This window comes from Stappia sp. BW2 (assembly GCF_008107695.1).
Taxonomy (GTDB): domain Bacteria; phylum Pseudomonadota; class Alphaproteobacteria; order Rhizobiales; family Stappiaceae; genus Roseibium.
On sequence record NZ_VIRG01000066.1, the window covers coordinates 648,237 to 669,850 of the forward strand.

At 59.2% G+C, this 21,614-nt stretch carries 20 protein-coding genes; 15 read left to right on the top strand and 5 right to left on the bottom strand.

Going from position 1 to position 21,614, the window contains the following annotated elements; translation table 11 throughout:
- Window positions 1-223 precede the first annotated feature (223 nt).
- The gene (locus FMN63_RS14495; protein ID WP_148584661.1) at window positions 224-1,144 is read right to left on the bottom strand and encodes a DMT family transporter; all 921 of its coding nucleotides are present in this window, start codon (window positions 1,142-1,144) and stop codon (window positions 224-226) included.
- 67 nt (window positions 1,145-1,211) lie between these two features.
- On the opposite strand from FMN63_RS14495, the gene FMN63_RS14500 reads away from it, so the two are divergent.
- Entirely contained in the window at window positions 1,212-1,451 is a 240-nt protein-coding gene (locus tag FMN63_RS14500; protein ID WP_148584662.1) for a hypothetical protein, read from the top strand.
- 34 nt (window positions 1,452-1,485) lie between these two features.
- Here FMN63_RS14500 and FMN63_RS14505 read toward each other — a convergent pair whose 3' ends face one another.
- The gene (locus FMN63_RS14505) at window positions 1,486-1,818 is read right to left on the bottom strand and encodes a hypothetical protein (protein ID WP_148584663.1); all 333 of its coding nucleotides are present in this window, start codon (window positions 1,816-1,818) and stop codon (window positions 1,486-1,488) included.
- A gap of 340 nt (window positions 1,819-2,158) precedes the next feature.
- On the opposite strand from FMN63_RS14505, the gene minC reads away from it, so the two are divergent.
- The 3 genes from minC to minE are packed head-to-tail and all read left to right on the top strand — an operon-like array spanning window position 2,159 to window position 4,131.
- Window positions 2,159-2,995, top strand: a complete 837-nt coding sequence (minC, locus tag FMN63_RS14510) for a septum site-determining protein MinC (protein ID WP_148584664.1) — start codon at window positions 2,159-2,161, stop codon at window positions 2,993-2,995.
- A 57-nt stretch (window positions 2,996-3,052) separates the two neighbouring features.
- A complete protein-coding gene (gene minD, locus FMN63_RS14515; protein WP_006939389.1) occupies window positions 3,053-3,874 on the top strand; it encodes a septum site-determining protein MinD in 822 nt (273 codons plus the stop codon).
- Window positions 3,871-4,131, top strand: coding sequence for a cell division topological specificity factor MinE (gene minE, locus FMN63_RS14520; RefSeq protein ID WP_148584665.1), 261 nt, complete (start codon window positions 3,871-3,873; stop codon window positions 4,129-4,131). The genes minD and minE overlap by 4 nt, the downstream gene beginning before the upstream one ends.
- A gap of 35 nt (window positions 4,132-4,166) precedes the next feature.
- Here the strand turns inward: minE and FMN63_RS14525 are convergent, their stop codons facing one another.
- The gene (locus FMN63_RS14525) at window positions 4,167-5,507 is read right to left on the bottom strand and encodes a diguanylate cyclase domain-containing protein (RefSeq protein WP_148584666.1); all 1,341 of its coding nucleotides are present in this window, start codon (window positions 5,505-5,507) and stop codon (window positions 4,167-4,169) included.
- Between the two features lie 539 nt (window positions 5,508-6,046).
- Window positions 6,047-7,648: a peptide chain release factor 3 gene (locus FMN63_RS14530; RefSeq protein ID WP_148584667.1), complete on the bottom strand. Its 1,602-nt coding sequence runs from the start codon at window positions 7,646-7,648 to the stop codon at window positions 6,047-6,049.
- A gap of 177 nt (window positions 7,649-7,825) precedes the next feature.
- On the opposite strand from FMN63_RS14530, the gene FMN63_RS14535 reads away from it, so the two are divergent.
- The gene (locus tag FMN63_RS14535; protein ID WP_148584668.1) at window positions 7,826-8,380 is read left to right on the top strand and encodes a DUF2585 domain-containing protein; all 555 of its coding nucleotides are present in this window, start codon (window positions 7,826-7,828) and stop codon (window positions 8,378-8,380) included.
- A gap of 92 nt (window positions 8,381-8,472) precedes the next feature.
- Here FMN63_RS14535 and FMN63_RS14540 read toward each other — a convergent pair whose 3' ends face one another.
- Complete coding sequence (locus FMN63_RS14540; RefSeq protein ID WP_148584669.1) at window positions 8,473-9,510, bottom strand: LacI family DNA-binding transcriptional regulator; 1,038 nt, start codon at window positions 9,508-9,510, stop codon at window positions 8,473-8,475.
- A gap of 202 nt (window positions 9,511-9,712) precedes the next feature.
- Here FMN63_RS14540 and FMN63_RS14545 point away from each other — a divergent pair, with 202 nt between their 5' ends.
- The 10 genes from FMN63_RS14545 to FMN63_RS14590 all read left to right on the top strand — a co-directional run bounded on the left by FMN63_RS14545 (window position 9,713) and on the right by FMN63_RS14590 (window position 21,556).
- The gene (locus FMN63_RS14545) at window positions 9,713-11,236 is read left to right on the top strand and encodes a sugar ABC transporter ATP-binding protein (protein ID WP_148584670.1); all 1,524 of its coding nucleotides are present in this window, start codon (window positions 9,713-9,715) and stop codon (window positions 11,234-11,236) included.
- Between the two features lie 2 nt (window positions 11,237-11,238).
- Window positions 11,239-12,255, top strand: a complete 1,017-nt coding sequence (locus FMN63_RS14550) for an ABC transporter permease (protein ID WP_205514025.1) — start codon at window positions 11,239-11,241, stop codon at window positions 12,253-12,255.
- 107 nt (window positions 12,256-12,362) lie between these two features.
- Entirely contained in the window at window positions 12,363-13,319 is a 957-nt protein-coding gene (locus FMN63_RS14555; protein ID WP_040441259.1) for a substrate-binding domain-containing protein, read from the top strand.
- A 96-nt stretch (window positions 13,320-13,415) separates the two neighbouring features.
- Complete coding sequence (locus FMN63_RS14560; RefSeq protein ID WP_148584671.1) at window positions 13,416-14,471, top strand: sugar phosphate isomerase/epimerase family protein; 1,056 nt, start codon at window positions 13,416-13,418, stop codon at window positions 14,469-14,471.
- Window positions 14,472-14,710: 239 nt separating this feature from the next.
- The gene (locus tag FMN63_RS14565) at window positions 14,711-15,871 is read left to right on the top strand and encodes a Gfo/Idh/MocA family protein (RefSeq protein ID WP_148584672.1); all 1,161 of its coding nucleotides are present in this window, start codon (window positions 14,711-14,713) and stop codon (window positions 15,869-15,871) included.
- 392 nt (window positions 15,872-16,263) lie between these two features.
- Window positions 16,264-17,217, top strand: a complete 954-nt coding sequence (gene ytfQ / locus FMN63_RS14570; protein ID WP_148584673.1) for a galactofuranose ABC transporter, galactofuranose-binding protein YtfQ — start codon at window positions 16,264-16,266, stop codon at window positions 17,215-17,217.
- Between the two features lie 79 nt (window positions 17,218-17,296).
- Window positions 17,297-18,811, top strand: coding sequence for a sugar ABC transporter ATP-binding protein (locus tag FMN63_RS14575; protein ID WP_148584674.1), 1,515 nt, complete (start codon window positions 17,297-17,299; stop codon window positions 18,809-18,811).
- Window positions 18,811-19,851: an ABC transporter permease gene (locus FMN63_RS14580; RefSeq protein WP_148584675.1), complete on the top strand. Its 1,041-nt coding sequence runs from the start codon at window positions 18,811-18,813 to the stop codon at window positions 19,849-19,851. Before FMN63_RS14575 ends, FMN63_RS14580 begins: the two co-directional genes overlap by 1 nt.
- Window positions 19,851-20,840: a galactofuranose ABC transporter, permease protein YjfF gene (gene yjfF / locus FMN63_RS14585; protein WP_148585590.1), complete on the top strand. Its 990-nt coding sequence runs from the start codon at window positions 19,851-19,853 to the stop codon at window positions 20,838-20,840. The genes FMN63_RS14580 and yjfF overlap by 1 nt, the downstream gene beginning before the upstream one ends.
- Window positions 20,786-21,556: a FadR/GntR family transcriptional regulator gene (locus FMN63_RS14590; protein ID WP_209001122.1), complete on the top strand. Its 771-nt coding sequence runs from the start codon at window positions 20,786-20,788 to the stop codon at window positions 21,554-21,556. Before yjfF ends, FMN63_RS14590 begins: the two co-directional genes overlap by 55 nt.
- Window positions 21,557-21,614: the final 58 nt, after the last annotated feature.

The following is a 21,614-nucleotide window of genomic DNA, read 5'->3' on the forward strand; positions in this document are numbered from 1 at the left end:
CCAGTACTTCACTCATCCGCTAGGTGCCAGGGTTCCTGCGCCCCGCCTCACCCACGACTTCATCCTGAGGAGCACATTTCTGCGCGTCTCGAAGGATGGGCGGCATACTCAGGAGCAAGTGGCCCATCCTTTGAGACAGCGCTCACGCGCTTCCTCAGGATGAGGCTGTCGTGTTGTGGGAAGTCCGGATAATCGCCAGTTGGGAGCCAGTCACTCCTTGCCCCTACTTCGGCTGTGGGCCTGTATCGAACCGCGGGTTGGCTGTTTTCAGGACCGGGGTCTGCATGGAGACATTCTCGCGGCTCTCGCGCCAGACAACAAAAATGCCCGAGGCGATGATGACCGCAGAGCCGAGGCCGACGTAGAAGTCCGGCGTTTCGGAAAAGAACAGCACACCGAACAGGCTTGCCCAGAGGATCTGGCTGTATTGCAGCGGTGCCACCACGGCGGCCGGCGCGGCCTTGTAGGCGGTAATCGTCAGGAACTGGGCGCAGACCGACAGAAAACCGATAGCCGCCATCAGGCCGAGGTCGACAAGCTTCACCGGCACATAAAACGCCGGCAACGTCATGGACATGGCCATCATGGACAGGATCATCGGATAGAGGATCAACACCGCCGGACGTTCCTTGCCGCCAAGTTTGCGCACCAGAATTGTGGAGAGCGAATTAGCAAAGGCGGCTGTCAAAGCCGCGGCATGGCCGAGGGTCAGTTCGGTCACCCCGGGACGTAAAACGATTAAAACGCCAACCAGACCGACAATCACTGCAGCCCAGCGCTGTGCCCGCACGGTTTCGCCGAGCAGCGGCACAGACAAAGCGGTGATCAGCAACGGCATGGCAAAGAGCAAGGCGTAGACCTCTGCCAGCGGCAGCGCCGTGAAGGCGTAGAACCCACAAGACATGGCGATGATGGCAAGGCCTGCCCGCGACAGAACCAGCAAGGGATGCCTTGGGCGGAAATTGTCGACCGCCTTGTCCGCCAGCATCATCATGGACATCGGCACGAAGGCGAACAGCATCGTGAAGAAGATGATCTGAAAGACCGGATAGCTTGCGCCGAGTTCCTTGATGATGGCGTCATGCGTGGAAAACAGGGCAAATGCGAGAAGCGCGGCGACAAGTCCCTTGAGCGATTCAGTCATAGGCCGGGCCTTAATGGTATGGAGGCCGCCCGCCGATACCTTATAAATACGGGGCGAGGTTCCGGGCGTGACACGTGTCTTCGTCAGCCGAGCGGAGGCGGCAAATCAGCGGTTGGTGCAGTCTCTTTCCTTGATCATCCCTGAAACGAACAAAAGTTCAAGAAAGGCAGCTTCGTTTCGAATGGATTTCGGACGAAATGAAGCAGAGTTTCCACAAGGCAAATGCTGCGGCACCTCCTGGAGCGAATTCCTCAACGGACACGCCCTGGCCGGCAATGTCGGCATGGAATTTCAGGCGCCTGCCTGAAAACAGACAGAGCGAAGACCTGATGTGGCGCAGATCAGACGAAGACCCGCGCCAGCGTAGCAACAGCCAGCGCCGTTGCGGCGCGTTTCGGGCCGGCAAGGTCCGACGTCGTGCCGCCGGGCACCATCAGATTGACGCGGTTGAGATCCGTTGCATCCAGATGATCGAGATCGGCTGATTTCGCGGCTTCCTCTGCGGATATCCGGATTTCATCGAGCATGCGCACAAGGCCTTGCCAGATGTGGATAGGAGGAGCCTCGCTCGTACTGCACCAGCGAAGGATTTCATCTTCAGATACATTTAGTACTACCGCAGCCTCATTTGTATCGAGGCCTAGATAGGTCATCATATCACTGAAGTTACTCATTCTTTTCCCCAAGACGCTCTGCGCCCCAAACACCCAATGGCCTATATTGCACTGCAATATGGCAAAAAGCCAGTTTTTTACGGGATTTGAGTTAACCAATGCGCCGGCAAAGCTGTCAGCCGAAGTACGATCCAGCGATTCTTGGCGGCTCCCTTGGCATTTTTGGCAGGAGGTACCCCTGGCACCTTGGTGAGAGCCTTGGTGGAAGAGCCAATTGTCTGAAATATCAGATGAAAATTGATATCGGTGGAAAACGGCTGCCTGCCCGATTGTCCGGTTCGGTTAATGATAGGTTTATCGAACCAAATCAACATGACCAATTGTGCTGCCGGACTCTTTGATGAAGTTCAAGGGAAAATCCTTCATTGCCATCGTTCTGAGCCCGGAGCCGCCCTTTGCGGACTGGTTCCGAGAAATCGACCGTATCATCGAACGCTCGCCGGGATTTTTTATTGACCGGCCGATCATTCTTGACGTCCGTGGCACCAAGATACCGATCGAGGAGCTGGAACAGCTTCTTGCTCAGCTTGGCGAACGTTCTATCCGCGTCATGGGAATTGACGGTGTTGCCGGCACACGGCTGAAAGCGGGCATGCCGCCGAGCTTTTCCGGTGGCCGTCTGGCCTCTGACGTGGATGTTCCGACACCCGCCAACGCTCCTGCTGAGACCAACAACGGTTCTGCGGAAAAACAGACGGATGCCAGCGAGGCGGACGATGCCGCGAAGGGCGCATCCGGCAAAGCCAAGAAGGCGACCAGTGACGCGAAGGCCAAGGAAAGCCAGGCCGATGACGACAGCGCACTGGAACCAGCCGCATGGGAAGTCTCGCCGGCAAGCATTGCGAGCGGGTCCTCCATCGTGATCACGGAACCGGTGCGCTCGGGTCAGAGCATTCTGCATCCGGAAGGCGACGTGACGGTGATTGGCTCGGTCAGCTCCGGTGCCGAGATTATCGCCGGCGGCTCGATACACGTCTATGGCGCGCTGCGCGGGCGTGCATTGGCCGGTGTCGCAGGGAAAGACAGTGCCCGCATCTTCTGTTCCAAGCTGGATGCGGAGCTGGTTTCCATCAACGGGCTCTACAAGGTCGCGGACGATTTCGATACCGCCCTGCGCAACGCACCGGCGCAGATACGTTTTGAAAACGAAACCCTCGTCTTTGAAGAGCTGAACTAACCACAGAACCGGCCCCCCCAGGGCGGCCGGGCTGACAACAAACACAGGACGAACACCATGAGCAACGCTACTGTCGTTGTGGTCACGTCAGGCAAGGGCGGTGTGGGCAAAACCACCACCACCGCAGCTATTGCCTCGGCGCTTGCCAAAGAAGGTTACCAGGTCTGCGCCATCGACTTCGATGTCGGGCTGCGCAACCTCGACCTGATCATGGGTGCCGAACGGCGGGTCGTGTTCGACCTCGTCAACGTGGTGCGGGGCGAAGCTTCGATCAAACAGGCGCTGGTGCGCGACAAGAAGCTGAACAACCTCTACCTGTTGCCGGCCTCCCAGACCCGGGACAAGGATGCATTGACCGAAGAGGGCGTTGCCAGCGTCATCAGCGAGCTGCGGATGTATTTCGACTGGGTGATCTGCGACAGCCCGGCAGGCATCGAGCGCGGCGCAACGCTGGCCATGCGCCACGCCGACGAGGCCATCATCGTCTCCAACCCGGAAGTGTCGTCCGTGCGCGACTGTGACCGGATCATCGGCCTTCTCGATGCAAAGACGAAGATCGCCGAAGACGGCGGCCGCATGCCGAAGCACCTGATGATCACCCGCTACGACACCGAGCGCGCCAAGACCGGCGACATGCTGGCGACCGACGATGTCGTCGACATCCTGTCCGTTCCGCTCATCGGTGTCGTTCCGGAAAGCAAGGATGTTCTGAAAGCCTCCAACGTCGGCCTGCCGATCACGTTGTCGGATGAGAACTCCCCGGCTGCCAAGGCTTATACCGAGGCTGTCCGCCGCCTTCTCGGCGAAAACATCCCTGTCACGATCCCGGAAGAGAAGAAGGGCCTGTTCGGCAAATTCTTCAAAGGGAGGGCCGCATGAACATCCTGAGCCTCTTTGGCAAAAGAGGTGAAAGCGCCTCGGTTGCGAAGAACCGGCTGCAAATTCTGCTGGCGCACGAACGGGCCGACGACGGTTCCGACGCGGTGCTGATTTCAAGTCTGCGGGAAGACATTCTGGCCGTCGTTGCGAAGCGTGTGAACATTGACCCGGATTCGGTACGTCTCGAGATGGACAGAACCGGCGACGTCACAACCCTTGGCATCGACATAGAGTTGCCTTCCGCAAAGGCATCCTGACCTGAGAGACCGGCCCTAGGGCCGGTCTTTTTTTGTCAGCTTGGCTGCGCCGCCGATTGCATGGGGACGTTCCGGAAATCCAGAAGGTCGGCGGAATAGACCGCCACCTGCGCCCTGCCCCGCCGTTTCGCCGAATACAGCGCGACATCGGCCTTGCGCAGCAGGTCGGACGGATTTTCGGAAAAGGCGATGCCGACACTTGCCCCGAACGTATAGGTGGCCCCATCGAGGTTCACCGGCCGACTGAGCTGTTCCACGATCGCCCGGCCTGTCGACAGCACACGCTCCCGCCGCGCTCTGCCGAACACAATGACGAACTCGTCCCCTCCCAGTCGGACGACCGTATCGTCCACGTTGACAAGACCCGACAAAGCTTCGGCGACATAGAGCAGCACGAGATCCCCGGTTTCGTGTCCGTAGGTATCGTTTATGTCCTTGAACCGGTCCAGATCGACATAGAGCAGTGCGTGACCGTCCGCCAATGGCTTGACGTCCTGTAGCAACGCGAGGTTCTCATCGAGCAGCCGCCTGTTGCCCAGCCCCGTCAGAGGGTCGCTTCTGACCTGGCTGGCCAGCAGGTCCTTGACCTTTTCCGCCTGATGCTTGGCCGCAGCGAGAGCATGGACCGTTTCCGTTGCCCGGCGGAAGAACGTGCGTGCGGAAAAGAACATGCCGATATAGACGACCAGCACCCCGATGACGAGCAGAGGCAATATCCGGAACCCGGCGAGTTCGGGGCTCCACACGAAAAAGCCGAGATGCCGCCTGTCGACGGTTTCGATGTCGAAGCCTGCCTGCCAGAAAGCCGGTGGCAAGCTCGACAGCATCAAGCCCGGCAAATGATATTTCTCAGCCACTTCGGTCAGGATCGGGGCATTGACCGGACGCGCGAAAACCAGCACGTGATCGGTGCTTGTGTCGCTGTCCTCCTTGTAGGAGGTCAGTAGAACCGCGCTGGCGAGGTAAAGCTTTTCAAGGGTACCAACCAGACCCGTCGCGGGAACCGGCGCCTCGTTCTTCGCGGTGTTGCGGGCATCGGCAACCAGCACGCTAAGCGAAGGCCCGTAACGGGTATGCAGATCCGCGTCGGCAATCTTGCCTTCAATGACATGAATCCTGGGCTGGTTCTTGCCGTCGAACAGATGAATGCCTTCGATATTCAACTCATCCTGCATGTAGTCGACGAAGGTTTCACGAACCCAGGTAAGGTCCAATGAATCGACAAGATTATCGACCGCATCATTCCAATAACCATACTCGAGCGTGATCTCCGCCAAGCTATCGGAGCGGTCATCAAGCATGGCCGTAAAAATGTTTTCCGAGGACCGGATGGAGTAGCGATCAAGCCTCCAGGAAAGAAACGACACAAAAGCCATCAGGCTTACCGCACTAATGATCACGGTTATCCAGAAAGGCTTGGACAGACGGCGGATTTCTACCGCTTGCGCTTCACCCTTGGCTTTCTGAAGCGGCGGCGAACCATGCCCGACTGGAGGCTTGTATCGCAATTGCTTGCTCGCTCTCTTAGCTGCATTACCGTTGAATTTGCCAGTATTCCGGGAGCCTTGAATATCCTAGACAAGCCTTCACGCTCGATCAACTGAAGAAATGTTATTCAAAATCAGATACTAGCGGTCTAATGGACAAGCGGGAAATTGCCAACGTGCCCGTCCCTACAATTTACAATGTATATATGTGAAAAGATCTTTTCGATATACGTAATTATGCAAGGAAGCCTTGCGTAATCCAATTTCGTTTCTTGTGTGAACAAACACACCGGCATCATCCCAAACGTCCACTACGGATCCGATCCACACGGTTCGTCTGCCCTCACCTGTCCTCGTGAAGCCCTTCCGGCCTGGAGAGGCCAGAAAGGTGCAAGGAAAAGACAAAAGACCGGGTCAGCTTTAGCGGACTAAGCCTCGTAGACGATCTCTCGCGTTTCCCGGAATTTCACGTCTGGGAATTTTTCAGTGACATGACCAATCTCCCAGGCATTCTTGAACAGGAACACCGGCTTGTCATCCCGATCGTTGGCAATCGACATGCGGTGACCTTCCAGCATCTTCTGCAAGGTCTGACTGTCGGTTTCGATCCAGCGGGCGGTGGTATAGGGCACGGCTTCAAAGCCGATTTCCGTACTGTATTCCGCCTTCAACCGGTCCACCACGACATCAAGCTGCAGTGCGCCCACAACACCGACGATCCAGTTGGAGCCGAGATCCGGCTTGAAGATCTGCACCAGACCTTCCTCCGCCAGATCCTGCAGCCCTTGGCGCATCTGTTTCACGCGCATGGTGTCGGACAGGCGTACGCGGCGCAGGATTTCCGGTGCGAAGGCCGGCAGGCCGGTGACGTGGATGCTCTCGCCCTCGGTGAGAGTGTCACCGACGCGCAACTGGCCATGGTTGGGCACACCGATGACATCGCCCGGATAGGCAAGATCGGCAATTTCGCGTTCCTCGGCAAAGAAGAAGATCGGCGCGGAAACGGCAATCTGCTTGTCGGCGCGCACGTGCTTCAGCTTCATGCCGCGCTTGAAGGTGCCGGAGCACAGGCGCACGAAGGCAATGCGGTCGCGGTGCTTCGGATCCATGTTGGCCTGCACCTTGAACACAAAGCCGGTGACCTTGTCTTCCTGCGGCATGATGGTGCGTCCGCCGGTGGCGGGCTGGGAATGGGGCGGCGGAGCGAACTCGGCGATGAAGTCGAGCACTTCCTCGATGCCGTAGTCGCGCAGAGCCGAGCCAAAGAAAACCGGCGTCAAATGCCCTTCCAGGAAGCTTTCCTTGTCGAACTCGGCGTAGCCTTCCGCACCGAGCTCAACGTTTTCGGTCAGCTCCTCCATGATCCGGTCGAATACCGTGCCGGTGAGGACCTCGTCGTCGAGACCGGAAACATCCTTGGTCTGGGTGAAGGCACCACCGCGCTCGCCGCCGGAAGTGTGAAACTTCTTCTTCTGCCAGTCGTAAACGCCGAAGAAGTCCGAGCCCATGCCGACCGGCCAGGTCTGGGGGGAGACGTCGAGCGCAAGTGCTTCCTGCACTTCGTCCAGAATTTCCAGCGCATGACGGCCTTCGCGGTCGATCTTGTTGACGAAGGTGATGATCGGGATATCGCGCAGACGGCAGACTTCGAAGAGCTTGCGGGTCTGGGTTTCGATACCCTTGGCGGCATCGATGACCATGATGGCCGCGTCGACGGCGGTCAGCGTGCGATAGGTATCCTCGGAGAAGTCTTCGTGGCCCGGCGTGTCGAGCAGATTGTAGATGATGCCCTTGCGCTCAAAGGTCATGACGGAGGACGAAACGGAAATGCCGCGTTCCTGCTCGATCTTCATCCAGTCGGACCGTGCACGGCGTCGTTCGCCGCGAGCACGCACCTGGCCCGCCGCCCGGATCGCACCACCCGACAGCAGCAGCTTTTCGGTCAGGGTCGTCTTACCGGCATCCGGGTGTGAAATGATCGCAAAGGTACGCCGGGACTGATAGGGCGCCGTGCCGTTGAGGCCAGTCATGAAAATCTCCTGATCCCAAATCCGGCGGGGCCGCGCGAACGCGCCGGAAAACCGGGGCGCAACCTTCCACAAAAAGCCGGACGGATTGATGTTTCGTTGGCGGAAGGTCATAGAGAGAAATCTTGCAGATTTCCAGTAGAGAATCGCCAATCTGCCCCGACAGTCCGAGGAGACCCCATGAGCCGAAGCAAATGTCTGATCGTCGGTTTGGCGATGATCGCCGCAACAGCGGCCATTCTTCTGGCTATGGGACGAATCCCGATCTGTGACTGCGGCTATGTTCTTTTGTGGACACCGGCCAGCGATGTCGCCGGTTCCTCGCAACATATTTCCGACTGGTACACGCCCTCACATATCATCCACGGCTTCCTGTTCTATCTGTTCCTGTGGCTGATCTTCAGGCGCAGTTCCGTCGGAGAGCGCGCACTCGGCGCGATCTTCATCGAGGCTTCCTGGGAAATCATCGAGAACAGCCCCTGGATCATCGACCGGTATCGCGAAGCTACCATTGCGGCCGGTTACACCGGTGACAGTGTTCTGAATTCCGTCTTCGATATTCTCTGGATGCTCGCCGGTTTCTTTTTTGCCTGGCGCATGCCCGTCTGGGTCACGGTCCTGGTCGGGATAGGCTTTGAGTTGCTGGCACTTTGGGTGATCAAGGACAATCTGACGCTGAACGTGCTGATGCTGGTTTACCCGGTCGAGGCGATAAAAACCTGGCAAGGCGGTTGAGCGACCTGCCAGCTTCCGAGATGTTTCCGGATCACGCGATGCCACTGCGATTCACGCTGCCCGGAATGACCAATTCGGTGGACGGAGATGCCCTACCCGTCCCTCTTGCGGGATATCCCGCCGCAGCTTTCGCGCACGATCAGATCGCCGTGGAGCAGATGGGTCTGTGTTTCCAGTGACCTGTTCGCCAGGCGGTCCAGAAGGATCGTCATGGCCTTTTCGCCTATATGCTGCCGGGGCTGGCGGATTGTCGTCAGGCCGGGCGTGAAATTGTTGGCGAAGGGGATGTCGTCAAAGCCGAGCACGGAGAAGTCTTCCGGCACACGATAGCCGCGCAGCTGCAGCGCAGAGATCACGCCGATGGCCGTGTTGTCGTTGAAACAGAAAAAGGCTGTCGGCAGGTCGTCCTTGATGAACAGCCGCTCAACGGCTGCGCGCCCGCTCTCGCTGGAGCCGTCGCCCTCCACCCGCCAATCGCGCAGCGCCTCGGGCGATTCCCGCAAGCCCTGCAAGTAGCCGTCGTGGCGAAGATCGCTGCGAATGTCGGCTGGCCCACCAGAGATGTAGGTGATCCGCCGGTGTCCGAGCGAGATCAGATATTCGGTCGCGACCTTGGAGGCTGCGACGTCATCCACGCCGACATAGCTGATTTCGGGGTTCGAAACCGGACGCTCGGTCGCGACGATCGGAGGCAGATTGGTGAGCGGCGTCTGCGGCTGCCCGGCAACCGGAATGTGCCCCGTCAGAAGCACCAGTCCATCGGCCATACCGGTTGACAGGAACCGCAGATAATTCTGCTCCAGACCGGTTGTGCCTTCCGTGTTGCCAATGAGCACACCATAGCCACGGTCGTTTGCTGCTTTTTCGAGCCCGGTCAGAATGCCCGCGAAATTGGGGTCTGCAATGGAGGATGCCAGCACCAGCACCATCTGGGAGCGCTGCATGCGCAGGTTCTGCGCCATGGCGTTGGCGGTGTAGCCGGTTCGGGCAATCGCAGCCGTAACTTTCTTGCGCGTGCTCTCCGCAACCTTCTCCGGTGAGCGCAAGGCCCTGCTGACGGTCGCGATGGAAACGCCCGCCAGTTTTGCAACATCTTCAATGGTCGCCGGCCGCTCGCCCGGTTCGCTCATTTCCCGTTTCCAGACATGCTGCGGTGCGGCCTTCGGATAAGTCCATGAATCGCAACGCCATCTACGCTGTATAGAACGCAACGCACACTATGAAAAGGTTTACAGCAGTCAATGTAAAGGTTTACACGACCTATGAAAACGTTTACATGACACCTATGGCGCCAAAGAGGGAGATTGCTTTTGCGCCTTGGGAGGAAAAAGAATGAGCGTGGACACCACTGCTCCGGCAGCGGTCATCGAGGCCGTGAACATCAGTAAATCCTTCGGGCCGGTTCCCGTGCTGTTCAGTGTCAGCATGGACGTCCGCCCTGGCGAGGTTCACGCGCTCATCGGCGAAAACGGCGCCGGCAAGTCGACGCTGATGAAAATCCTCTCCGGCTTCCATGATCCGACCTCTGGCCAGATCCGTCTCGACGGCAAACAGACCGACCTGCCCCCGAATGGCGGCGCGGAGAAGCTGGGCGTCGTGCTTATCCACCAGGAGCTCAACCTCGCCGAACAGATGACGGTGGAGGAAAACGTGTTCCTCGGCCGCGAGCTCAAATCCAACGGCTTTCTGGACAAGGCGGCCATGCAGGCAACCGTCCGCAAGTATCTGGACGAGATCGGCCTCCACATTTCCCCGACCGACCGGATTTCCGACCTCACAATTGCCCAGAAACAGATGGTCGAGATCGTCAAGGCTGTCAGCCGGAACGCCCGCATCCTGATCATGGACGAGCCGACCGCCGTCCTGACCGAGGAGGAAACGCAGGTTTTCTTTCGTCAGGTGGAAAAGCTGAAAGAAAGCGGTGTCGGCATCGTGTTCGTGTCGCACAAGCTGAATGAGGTCAAGGAGATTGCCGACCGGGTGACCATCCTGCGCGACGGCCAGTGGATCGACACGCGCGCCTCCAGCGACCTGACACCGGACATGATGGCGCAGATGATGGTCGGCCGGGAACTTTCAGACCTTTACCCGCCCATGGATGAGGCGGACGTCGATGCGGAGCTTGTGCTGGAGGTCCAGAACCTGTGCGCCCCTTCCGTGAACAATGTCAGTTTCAGCCTCCGCAAGGGCGAAATACTGGGTTTTTCCGGCCTGATCGGCTCCGGGAGAACAGCTGTTTTCGAAGCCATCTGCGGCCTTGCCCCGATTGAGGCGGGAACGATCAGACTTTTTGGACGCGACACCGGCCCCATGACCGTCGCGGAGGCGCGGGACCTCGGTCTCGCCTATCTCACCAAGGACAGGAAGGAAAAGGGACTGCTTCTCGACAAGAAGATGCGTCCCAACCTCACCCTGTTCGCCCTGCCGAAATTCGTTCGCAATTTCGGGCTCGACAGCAAGGCGGAAGAAGACGCGCTCAATCGTGCCATCCGCCGCTTCGACGTTCGGGCGCGCGACAAGGAAATCACTGTCGGCAAATTGTCGGGCGGCAACCAGCAGAAACTGCTCCTCGCCAAGATCATGGAATGCGATCCGAAGATCGTCATCATCGATGAACCGACACGGGGCATCGATGTCGGCACCAAACAGCAGATCTACCACTTCATCGCCGCCCTTGCCGCCGAAGGCGTTTCTGTCGTCGTCATCTCTTCGGAGATGCCGGAAATCATAGGCATCTGCCACCGAGTGGTGGTGATGCGCGAAGGCCATATCACCGGCGTTCTGACCGGCGATCACATCAACGAAAACGAAATCATGCGCTATGCCGCCGGGCTGAAACGGGAGGAACTCCATTGACCATGATGACCGCGTCAGACGATACAGCGGCCAAGTCGGCCAAACGGTCTTCCATAGACTTCAAGACAATCGGCCCTGCAGTTGCGCTTTTGATCCTGTGCATCATCGGCTTTCTGCTAAACCCTGCCTTCATCAGCGAAGGCAACCTGACCAATCTGCTGACGCGTTCCGCCTTCATCGGCATCATCGCGGTCGGGGCGACATTCGTCATCACAGCGGGTGGTATCGACCTGTCCGTCGGGTCCATGGCAGCCGCAATTTCCGGTGTCATGATCATCATCATGAACAATGCGATCGAGACCATGGGCAGCGGGGTTCCAACGGTCCTGCTCGGCTGCGGTCTGGCCATTGTGCTGGGCATCGGTGCCGGCTGGGTGAACGGCACGCTGACGACCAAGGGCAAGATAGAAGCCTTCATCGTGACGCTCGGCACCATGGGCATCTACCGCTCCCTGGTGACCTATTTTGCAGATGGCGGCACCCTGTCGCTCAACTTCGACATTCGGGGCACCTACCGGCCGGTCTATTACGACACGTTCCTGGGTCTGCCCTTCCCCGTCTGGGTTTTCATCGCCGTTGCCATCTGCGGCTGGCTGCTGTTGAACCGCACCGCATTCGGCCGCTACTGCACGGCCATCGGCTCGAATGAAGCCGTTGCCCGCTACTCGGCGATCAATGTGGACCGGGTGAAAACGCTTACCTATGTCATCCAGGGCCTGTGCGTCTCCTTTGCCACCATCATCTACGTTCCCCGCCTCGGCTCGGCGTCTGCCTCAACCGGCGTCTTGTGGGAGCTTGAGGCGATCGCCGCGGTGATCATCGGCGGCACGGTTCTGAAAGGCGGGTACGGCCGGGTCGGCGGCACAATTCTGGGTGCACTGATCCTCACCACCATCGGCAATATTCTGAACTTCACGGATGTGATCTCAAACTACCTGAATGGAACCATGCAGGGCCTGATCATCATCGTCGCAGTGTTTCTTCAGCGCAGTGACTGGAAGCTCGGCAAGAGCAAGTAAGCCCCTGAGCTGATTTCAACCGAACCGGGACCCGTCCCCCAAATTAATGACCGGATCGCACCGGACGGGAGAGGTGTGTCCAGATGGCAGCATTGAAGGAGGAAGCAATGCTCATGAAGAAAGCTTTGGGAGTGATAGCGGTAACCGGTGCGCTGGCCTTTGCGGGCGCTGCGGTTGCGCAGGAAAAGATCAAGATCGGTGTCAGCTATCCGACCCCGACCCATGCCTGGGCAGCCGGCATGAACTGGCATGCGGAACAGGCGGAAAAGCGTCTTGAGGCGCTTTATCCGGATGTCGATCTGATCCTGGTGAACTCGCCGGATCCGGAAGCTCAGGCAAGTGCCCTGGAAGATCTCGTCTCCGTTCACCAGATCGACGCCCTGGTGGTTCTGCCGTTCGAATCCGAACCGCTGACCGACCCGGTGCTGAACGTCAAGAAATCCGGCGCATGGATCACGGTCGTTGACCGCGGTCTCAGCCAGCCGGGCATCGAAGACCTTTATGTGGCCGGCAACAACCCGGAACTGGGCCGAGTTTCCGCGCAGTACATGAAGACCCGTCTGAAGGAAGGCGACAACATCGTCATCCTGCGCGGCATTCCGACGGTCATCGACAATGAGCGCTTCGACGCGTTCATGGCCGAGATCGAAGGCTCCGGCATCAACGTGCTCGACCACAAGCACGCCAACTGGAACCGCGACGATGGCTTTGAAGTGATGCAGGACTTCCTGTCCCGCTTCCCGGACATCGACGCAGTCTGGGCCCAGGACGACGATATCGCTATTGGTGTGGTGGCTGCCCTGAAACAGGCCGGCCGTGACGGCGACGGCATGTTCGTCGTTGGCGGTGCCGGCATGAAGGAAACAATCAAGGCCATCATGGACGGCGAAACGCTGATCCCGGTCGACGTTCTCTATCCGCCGGCGATGATTGCTACCGCCATGGACCAGACGGTTGCGGCCTTCAAGTCCAACGGCCCGGTTGCCGGCCGCTACATTCTGGGCGCGACGCTGATCACGCCGGAGAATGCTGAAAATTACTACTTCCCGGATTCGCCGTTCTAAGGCATCGGGCAGTAGCGGGTCGGGGTCTTTCGCGATGGGGACCCCGGCCCATCCCGCCCTACCTCCCCTCACCTTCCCCGATTTCTGGAGAATGTCATGAAAACCATAAAGGGTCCGGCGTTGTTTCTCGCCCAGTTTGCCGGGGACGAAGCGCCGTTCAACTCCTGGGCGTCGATCACGAAATGGGCTGCGGACTGCGGCTACCTCGGCGTTCAGGTCCCCAGTTGGGACAGCCGGCTGATCGATCTTGAAAAGGCTGCCAGCTCCAAGACCTATTGCGACGAATTCATTGGAACGGCGCGCGAGAACGGCGTCGAGATCACAGAGCTTTCCACCCACCTTCAGGGCCAGCTCGTGGCCGTGCATCCGGCCTATGACACAGCCTTCGACGGTTTTGCCGCACCGCATGTCCATGGCAATCCGGCCGCCCGGCAGGCCTGGGCCGTCGATCAGGTGAAACTTGCGCTTGCTGCAAGCCGCAATCTCGGCATTTCGGCCCATGCGACCTTTTCCGGCGCGCTTGCCTGGCCCTACGTCTATCCGTGGCCGCAGAGGCCCGCCGGACTGGTTGAAACCGCCTTTGACGAACTTGCCAGACGCTGGCGTCCGATCCTCGACTATGCCGAGGAAATGGGGGTTGATGTCTGCTATGAGATCCACCCGGGCGAAGACCTGCACGACGGCATCAGCTTCGAAATGTTTCTGGAGCGTGTCGATGCCCATGATCGCTGCAAGATGCTCTACGACCCGTCTCACTATGTGCTGCAGTGCCTCGACTATCTGGACAACATCGACATCTACAAGGACCGGATCGGCATGTTCCACGTCAAGGATGCCGAGTTCAATCCGACCGGACGCCAGGGCGTTTATGGTGGCTATCAGTCCTGGGTCGACCGCGCCGGCCGTTTCCGCTCCCTGGGCGATGGTCAGGTTGACTTCGGCGCCGTCTTTTCCAAGATGGCAGCGAATGATTTTGACGGCTGGGCCGTGGTCGAGTGGGAATGCTGCCTGAAACACCCTGAAGACGGTGCCCGCGAAGGCGCGGACTTCGTGAAGGCTCACATCATTCGCGTGACCGAAAAGGCTTTCGACGATTTTGCCGATGGCGGCAGCGACGAGGCAGCCAACCGGAAGATGTTGGGGATCGGGTAACCCTCTTCCCCGGCAATAGTCCCTCATGAGAGTTGAACACCAAAGTCCGCAACCGGCACAACCTCATCCTGAGGAGCACCGCCAGGTCCGTCTCGAAGGACGGACTGCCACCTCCAGACACGTGGCCCCTCCTTCGAGACAGCGCTTCCTCAGGACGAGGATTCCAATATGTAAACAAAGCGTGTAATCGATTACAGTGCTCGGCACGATAGAGCAGAAACAGTTTCAGGAGGAGCGACATGGCCATCGAAGGAAAAGACAGCGCGCGAACACGTCCGATCAGGCTCGGTATGGTCGGCGGCGGCAAGGATGCCTTTATCGGCGCCGTTCACCGGATTGCCGCGCGCATCGACGGCGCTTACGAGCTTGTGGCAGGCGCCCTGTCTTCCACCCCGGAGAAGGCACTTGAATCGGGCCATGCGCTTGGGCTCAAGGAAGACCGCATTTACGGTTCCTTCGCGGACATGGCCAAGCGGGAAGCCAGGTTGAAGGACGGTATCGAGGCCGTCGCCATCGTCACGCCAAACCACATGCACTATCCGGCGGCGAAGGAATTCCTGAAACGCGGAATCCATGTCATCTGTGACAAGCCGCTGACCTCGATCTTGGCGGATGCCAAAAAATTCGTGAAGGCAGCGGAAAGCTCCGATGCGCTGTTCTTCCTGACCCACAATTATACCGGCTATCCGATGGTCCGCCAGGCCCGCGAGATGGTGGCAAATGGCGATCTCGGCACGATCCGTGTCGTTCAGGTGGAATACCCCCAGGACTGGCTGACGGAAGAACAGCACAACAAGCAGGCTGAATGGCGCACCGACCCGGCGCGCACGGGGCTTGGCGGCTCGACGGGCGACATCGGCACGCATGCCTATAACCTTGCCTGTTTCATCACCGGCGAGCCTGCGGAAAGCCTTGCAGCCGACCTGCAGTCCTTCGTGCCCGGCCGGCAGGTGGATGACAACGGCCATGTGATGCTGCGCTACGCCAGCGGCGCGCGCGGCATGTTGTGGTGTTCGCAGGTGGCGCCCGGCAACGAAAACAACCTCAAGATCCGCATCTATGGCGACAAGGGCGGGCTCGAGTGGCATCAGGAAGACCCCAACTATCTTCACTACACTGCGTTCGGTAAGCCGAAGCAGCTTCTGACACGTGGCGGTGCGGGCATGCTCGACAGCATCGCCTCCGCCACGCGCGTGCCGCCGGGCCACCCGGAAGGTTATCTGGAAGGCTTTGCCAACCTCTACAAGGATGCCGCCGAGGCGATCCGCGCTCATCAGGCCGGCAAGGATGCGGCCTCGCTGGTGCCGGGCATCACGGACGGGCTTGCGGGCGTGCGTTTTGTCGACGCCTGTGTCCGCTCCTCGTCGAGAAATGCTGCCTGGGTGAAGCTGGACGGCTAACCGTGCCCGTGTTCGCATTCCCTGAAGCCCGGGCCTTGCACCCGGGCTTTTGCCGTTCTTCAGAAAGGGCTGCCATTGGAAAGAACATCGCCGCCCCAGGATGACAGCACGCAAGCTTCAATCCGACCTCGTCTTGCCATGGATTGGCCAGGGTCTCCACACCGTTTCCCTGCCTCTGACACGGCTTGTACAACCAGCCCTGCCACACCATGGATTGCAGAACCAAGCCCGAAAACGCCCCGGCTCGAAGGCACTCAATGTCCATTTTAATGAATTTATTTCAGATACTTAGACGTCCCATTCGCACCGCACAACGTTCCTCGCTTTACAAAAGTAATAAAGTAATACTTAATGCCATTCGTGAGGATAACACACCTTGTGGAGGAGACCCTATGAAACTCAAGGCAATGCTAATTGCCGGGGCACTGTCGTTTGTCCCGATGACCGCCATGGCTGCCGATCTGACCATCGGTTTTTCGCAGATCGGATCTGAATCCGGTTGGCGCGCCGCTGAAACCACAGTCACCAAACAGGAAGCTGAAAAGCGCGGTATCGATCTGAAATTTGCCGACGCTCAGCAGAAACAGGAAAACCAGATCAAGGCGATCCGGTCCTTCATCGCGCAGGGCGTCGATGCGATCCTGCTCGCCCCGGTGGTTGCAACCGGTTGGGACGACGTTCTGGAAGAAGCGAAGGACGCAGAGATCCCGGTCGTGCTGCTTGACCGGACTGTCGATGCACCGGAAGACCTCTATATGACCGCGGTTACGTCCGACCTCGTTCACGAAGGCAGCGTCGCCGGCCAGTGGCTGGTTGACGAAACCGCCGGCGAGAAATGCGACATCGTCGAACTGCAGGGAACGACCGGTTCCAGCCCGGCCATCGACCGCAAGAAGGGCTTCGAACAGGCGATTTCCGGCCATGACAACCTGAACATCGTTCGCAGCCAGACCGGCGACTTCACCCGCAGCCAGGGCAAGGTCGTGATGGAAAGCTTCCTGAAAGCCGTGGGCGGCGACAATATCTGCGCCCTCTACGCCCATAACGACGATATGGCCGTCGGTGCGATCCAGGCAATCAAGGAAGCTGGCCTGAAGCCGGGCGAAGACATCAAGATCGTTTCGATCGACAGTGTTCCGGACATCCATCTGGCGATGGCGAACGGCGAAGCCAATGCCACCATCGAGCTGACCCCGAACATGGCCGGCCCGGCACTCGACGCGCTTGAAGCCTACCTCGCCGACGGCACCACGCCGCCGAAGTGGATCCAGACCGAGTCAAAACTCTACACGCTCAAAGATGATAACATGGCCATCTACGAGATGAAGAAAGACCTGGGATACTAAGAACGATCCCGGTGCCGGGCGGCTCGCTGCCCGGCATCTCAAGGTTCCAGGTAGACTGACTTTCGGGGGAAGCCGATACATGGCGAGCGTAACCGACCCTGTGCTCGAATGCCGGGGCATATCCAAATTCTTTCCGGGGGCCATAGCGCTGGATGCGGTGGACCTGACCCTTTATCCGGGTGAAGTACATGCACTGCTCGGCGAAAACGGCGCCGGGAAATCCACCCTTATCAAGTGCCTGACCGGAGCCTACCGGCGCGACGCCGGCACCATCGTCCTGAACAACCAGGAAATCTCGCCCAACAGCACCCAGGACAGCCAGAAACTGGGGATCGGCACCGTTTATCAGGAAGTGAACCTTCTGCCGAACCTGACTGTTGCAGAGAACCTTTTTCTCGGCCGCCAGCCGATGTGGCACGGCTTCATTTCCCAGCGCAAGATGATGAAGATGGCGCGGGATCTGCTTGCCGAATTCGGCCTCTCCGTCAATCCGGCCGAACCACTGTCGGCCTATTCCGTTGCCGTGCAGCAGGTGGTCGCGATTGCGCGCGCCGTGGAGCTTTCCGGCAAGGTTCTGATACTGGACGAACCGACCGCCAGTCTCGACCGGGACGAGGTCGAGCTTGTTTTCTCGGTCATCGAAAAACTGAAGGCACGCGGCCTTGCCATTGTGTTCATCACGCATTTTCTGGATCAGGTGTTCGAGATATCCGACCGTGCGACCGTCTTGAGAAACGGCCGTGTTGTCGGCACAAGGCGCCTTGCGGACGCGAGCCAGACCGACATCGTGACGCTGATGCTGGGCCGGCAGCTGGAAGACCGCATCCACGATCGCGCGCCTTCGGTCACCGGCGATAAATTGATAGAGCTTACCAACTTCGGCAAACGCGGCATGATCACGCCGTTTGATCTGACCATTCGCAAGGGCGAGGTTGTCGGTCTTGCCGGGCTGTTGGGCTCCGGGCGCACGGAAACCGCCGAACTCATCTTCGGCGCTGTTCAGGCAGACCAGGGCGACGCGCGTCTGGAAGGCAAGAAGATCAGCATCCGGAACCCGCGCGAGGCTGTTGCGCACCGTTTTGCGCTCTGCCCGGAGGACCGCAAGAGTGACGGTATTGTCGGCGATCTCTCCGTACGGGAGAATATCATTCTGGCCCTCCAGGCACGCCAGGGCTGGTTCCGGCCCCTGCCGAAAGCCAAGGTCAATGAACTGGCGGAAGCCTATGTGAAGGCGCTCGACATTCGCCTTGCCAGCCTGGATATGCCGATCCGCCTGCTCTCCGGCGGCAATCAGCAAAAGGCGCTGCTTGCCAGATGGCTGGCGACCAATCCGGCGCTCCTGATCCTGGACGAGCCGACGCGCGGCATCGATGTGGGTGCACATGCGGAAATCATCGCGCTCATCGAAAAACTCCGCGAGGACGGCATGGCACTTCTTGTGGCCTCCTCCGAACTGGAAGAGCTCGTTGCCTATTCCACCCGGGTGATCGTGCTGCGAGACCGGCGCCAGGTTTGCGAACTTGCCGGTGACGAGATCACCACCTCCAACATCGTCGCAGCCATCGCCGACGAGCCCATGGCGGAGGCCGTGTGATGACCGCTCATGTTCACAACACTTTCCGGCGGATCACGCCGCAGCTGATCATTCTGGCTGCCGTGCTGCTGCTGAACTTCATGGTCTTTCCGGATTTCTTCCGGATCGAATTTCAGAACGGCCGTCTTTTCGGCAACCTGATCGACGTCCTCAATCGGGGCGCACCGACAGCCCTCCTGTGCATCGGCATGACGCTGGTCATCGCGACCAGGGGCATTGATCTGTCGGTGGGCGCCGTTATGGCAATTGCCGGTGCGGTTGCCGCCTCCCTCGCCGTCGATGGGCACGGCTGGCAGGTCGCGCTTACCGGAGCACTTGCCGTCGGGGCGCTCTGCGGTATGTGGAACGGCGTGCTGGTTGCCGTCCTGCGCATTCAGCCGATCGTCGCGACGCTGGTGCTGATGGTGGCCGGACGCGGCATTGCCCAGTTGGTGACGGAAGGAACCATCCTGACCTTCCTGGATCCGGGCCTTATCCACCTGGGAGCCGGAACCATACTCGGCATTCCAACGCCAATCCTGATCTGGATCGCGCTCGGGCTGGCTGTCACGGCGGCGGTTCGCAAGACGGCGCTCGGCATGCTGATCGAGGCAATCGGCATCAACGAGAGTTCTTCTCGTCTTGCGGGCATCAACAGCCGCGTGCTGATCATCTCGGTCTATCTGATTTCAGGTGTCTGCGCCGCGCTTGCGGGTGTCATCGTCGCAGCCGACATCAAGGGGGCGGACGCCAACAATGCCGGTCTCTGGCTGGAGCTTGATGCCATCCTGGCCGTGGTGATCGGCGGCAACTCCCTGCTTGGCGGACGCTTTTCCATCGTCGCGTCGCTGCTGGGAGCGTTGATCATCCAGTCGGTCAATTCGGTCATCCTGCTGTCCGGCATGCCGCCTGAGTTCAACCTGATCATCAAGGCGCTGATCATCATCGCGATCCTGGTCATCCAGTCTCCGACCGTAAAACACGCGCTTTACATCTTGCGGGCTTCTGCGGAGCCCCAGCCGTCCGAGCCCATCAAGGAAGCGAAAGAAAGCCCGCAATGATCCGCTCCACCCATCTTCCGCTTCTCATCACCATCGCCACCTTCGTGCTGGCCTATACGCTGTGCGCCTCGCAATACCCGGCCATGCTGTCGACACGGGTTGTGGCCAACCTTTTGACAGACAATGCCTTTCTGGGAATTGCCGCCGTTGGCATGACCTTTGTCATTCTCTCCGGCGGCATCGATCTATCAATTGGCTCGGTAATCGCCTTTACCGGCGTCTTTCTGGCCGTGATCCTGAGGGACACCTCGATCCATCCGCTGTTCGCCTTTGTCCTGGTCCTGGCGATCACCATTTCCTTCGGTGCGGCGATGGGGGCCATGATCCACTATCTGGAGATGCCGCCCTTCATCGTCACACTGGCGGGCATGTTCCTGGCGCGCGGTGCGGCCTATGTGCTCTCGACAGACAGCGTGCCAATCACCCATGAATTCTACGACACGCTGCAGTCGCTTTACTGGAAAGCGCCTGGTGGCGGACGGTTCCGGCTCACCGGCATCATCATGCTGCTGACGTTCCTCGCCGGCATTATCGTCGCCCACCGCACCCGCTTCGGCCAGAATGTCTATGCCCTTGGCGGCGGGCTGTCGACGGCGCGGCTGATGGGCGTGCCCCTCGCCCGGACTACCATCGGCATCTATGCCACGTCCGGCGGCCTTGCCGGCCTCGCGGGAATCATCTTCTCGCTCTATACGTCTGCCGGTTATTCGCTGGCGACGGTCGGCGTGGAGCTTGACGCTATCGCCGCGGTGGTGATCGGCGGAACCTTGCTCACCGGAGGCACTGGATTTGTCGCGGGCACATTTTTTGGCATTTTGATAATGGGCTTGATACAAACCTTTATCGTGTTCGACGGAACGCTTTCGAGCTGGTGGACAAAGATCGTGATCGGCGGTTTGCTCTTCGGCTTCATCTTGCTTCAGAAGGGACTCACTTGGGCAACGACACTGCGCAGAAAACCAGCGACAGAGTTCGCCGCGCAATCATGACCTTCGTCGCCACCGGCGGGTTGGGAAGCCAGATCGGAAACCACACCGATCAGGTTGTCGAGCAACTGGGCAGAGCCATCGTAGCAGGTGAGTATCCACCGGAAACGATGATCCCCCTGGATCCGGACATTTCGGAAATGTTCGACGTGTCGCGCACGGTGGTGCGGGAAGCGAAAAAGACGCTGATCGCCAAGGGTCTGATCCAGTCGAAAGCCAAGGTCGGAACCCACGTCCGGCCGGCATCCGAATGGAACATGTTCGATCCGGACGTCCTGCGCTGGCATGCTGCCCTCAACAACCAGCGTCCGTTCCTGGAAGACCTGTTCGAGATCCGCCTGATTTTCGAACCGGCCGCCGCTGGCAGCGCCGCCAAGCGCGCGACGGATGCGGAATGCGTGACCTTGTCTAAGCTCTGCGACAACCTTGCCACCGGCAAGGACAGGGCGGCCGTTGCCGTAGCCGATCTGGAGTTTCACAAGATGATCCTGAAGGTCTCCGGCAACCGCTTTCTGCAATCCCTCGGAGATCTCGTTCAGGCTGCGCTCTATTCCCTGTTCATCGCCGAAGCAAACGAGCGCAACGACCAGGAAACCTACGAGTTCGTCGAACGCCACAGGGCCATAGTCACGGCCATCAAGGCGGGGGACGCGAAAGCCGCCCATGACGCCATGGTCGCCGTCATTCTGGCCGGCCGGAAGATCGAACTGAATATCTGAGGTTGTCAGCCGACAGTCCGACTTCCCAATATTATAAACAAAAACCTCATCCTGAGGA

Bases quoted from the DNA above. Each gene is read 5' to 3' on its own strand.
- FMN63_RS14495 (WP_148584661.1), bottom strand. From the start codon at position 1,144: ATGACTGAATCGCTCAAGGGACTTGTCGCCGCGCTTCTCGCATTTGCC.
- FMN63_RS14505 (WP_148584663.1), bottom strand. From the start codon at position 1,818: ATGAGTAACTTCAGTGATATGATGACCTATCTAGGCCTCGATACAAAT.
- minC (WP_148584664.1), top strand. From the start codon at position 2,159: ATGAAGTTCAAGGGAAAATCCTTCATTGCCATCGTTCTGAGCCCGGAG.
- minD (WP_006939389.1), top strand. From the start codon at position 3,053: ATGAGCAACGCTACTGTCGTTGTGGTCACGTCAGGCAAGGGCGGTGTG.
- minE (WP_148584665.1), top strand. From the start codon at position 3,871: ATGAACATCCTGAGCCTCTTTGGCAAAAGAGGTGAAAGCGCCTCGGTT.
- FMN63_RS14525 (WP_148584666.1), bottom strand. From the start codon at position 5,507: ATGGCTTTTGTGTCGTTTCTTTCCTGGAGGCTTGATCGCTACTCCATC.
- FMN63_RS14530 (WP_148584667.1), bottom strand. From the start codon at position 7,648: ATGACTGGCCTCAACGGCACGGCGCCCTATCAGTCCCGGCGTACCTTT.
- FMN63_RS14535 (WP_148584668.1), top strand. From the start codon at position 7,826: ATGAGCCGAAGCAAATGTCTGATCGTCGGTTTGGCGATGATCGCCGCA.
- FMN63_RS14540 (WP_148584669.1), bottom strand. From the start codon at position 9,510: ATGAGCGAACCGGGCGAGCGGCCGGCGACCATTGAAGATGTTGCAAAA.
- FMN63_RS14545 (WP_148584670.1), top strand. From the start codon at position 9,713: ATGAGCGTGGACACCACTGCTCCGGCAGCGGTCATCGAGGCCGTGAAC.
- FMN63_RS14550 (WP_205514025.1), top strand. From the start codon at position 11,239: ATGATGACCGCGTCAGACGATACAGCGGCCAAGTCGGCCAAACGGTCT.
- FMN63_RS14555 (WP_040441259.1), top strand. From the start codon at position 12,363: ATGCTCATGAAGAAAGCTTTGGGAGTGATAGCGGTAACCGGTGCGCTG.
- FMN63_RS14560 (WP_148584671.1), top strand. From the start codon at position 13,416: ATGAAAACCATAAAGGGTCCGGCGTTGTTTCTCGCCCAGTTTGCCGGG.
- FMN63_RS14565 (WP_148584672.1), top strand. From the start codon at position 14,711: ATGGCCATCGAAGGAAAAGACAGCGCGCGAACACGTCCGATCAGGCTC.
- ytfQ (WP_148584673.1), top strand. From the start codon at position 16,264: ATGAAACTCAAGGCAATGCTAATTGCCGGGGCACTGTCGTTTGTCCCG.
- FMN63_RS14575 (WP_148584674.1), top strand. From the start codon at position 17,297: ATGGCGAGCGTAACCGACCCTGTGCTCGAATGCCGGGGCATATCCAAA.
- FMN63_RS14580 (WP_148584675.1), top strand. From the start codon at position 18,811: ATGACCGCTCATGTTCACAACACTTTCCGGCGGATCACGCCGCAGCTG.